Origin of the sequence: Curtobacterium sp. MCPF17_018, from assembly GCF_003234135.1 — a bacterium.
GTDB classification, from domain to species: Bacteria; Actinomycetota; Actinomycetes; order Actinomycetales; family Microbacteriaceae; genus Curtobacterium; species Curtobacterium flaccumfaciens.
Map to the genome: position 1 here is coordinate 1 of NZ_QKSJ01000030.1, position 801 is coordinate 801.

At 66.7% G+C, this 801-nt stretch carries 1 protein-coding gene; it reads left to right on the plus strand.

The features are described 5' to 3' along the window. Positions 1-169 precede the first annotated feature (169 nt). On the plus strand, positions 170-801 hold a 632-nt coding region (locus tag DEJ27_RS17385; RefSeq protein WP_181430192.1), incomplete at its 3' end, for a helix-turn-helix domain-containing protein.

The following is an 801-nucleotide window of genomic DNA, read 5'->3' on the forward strand; positions in this document are numbered from 1 at the left end:
TCCCGCGTGCTGCGCCGGTGATGAACCAAACGGTGGAGTCAGTCATGGGTGTGCCTTTCGATCGGGAACACCGCAAGTGAACGACGCCGTCACGTCCGGAAACAGACTCCGTCTACACGGTCACTGACAGGGACCCCCTGCCGGCAATCCGGTGACGTACCGTCGAGGCGTGGACATTCAGGCGGAGATTCGCGATTTCCTCACATCGCGGCGGGCCAGGCTCCTGCCGGAGCAGATTGGCGTGCCGGACTTCGGCGGACGCCGCCGAGTTGCTGGGCTGCGCCGTGAGGAAGTGGCCCTGGTCGCCGGGATCAGCACCGAGTACTACACACGCCTCGAACGGGGCAACGCGACCGGCGTCTCTGACAGCGTCCTCGACGGTGTCGCTCGTGCTTTGCTCCTCGACGACGTCGAAGCGGCCCACCTCGTTGACCTTGTTCGAGCCGCCAACGCGCCGACCCACCTTCGGCCGCGGCGCTCTGCGCAACGGTCACAACCGGGCAGCGTGAGTGCGGGCGTGCAGCAGATCGTGGACAGCATGACGGGCATGCCGGTGATCGTGCAGAACACCACGCTCGACGTGGTCGCGTCGAACCCGCTGGGGCGTGCGTTCTACATCGACCTGTTCGGTACTCCGAGCCGGTCGGTCAACTTCGGCCGGTACATCTTCCTTGACCCTCGCTCGCGCGACTTCTACCGCGACTGGGACAGCGTCGCTGAGCAGAGCGTCGCGGTGCTCCGCACTGAGGCGGCCCGTGCCCCGGCGGACCGTGCACTCGCTGCCCTTGTCGGGGAGCTGTC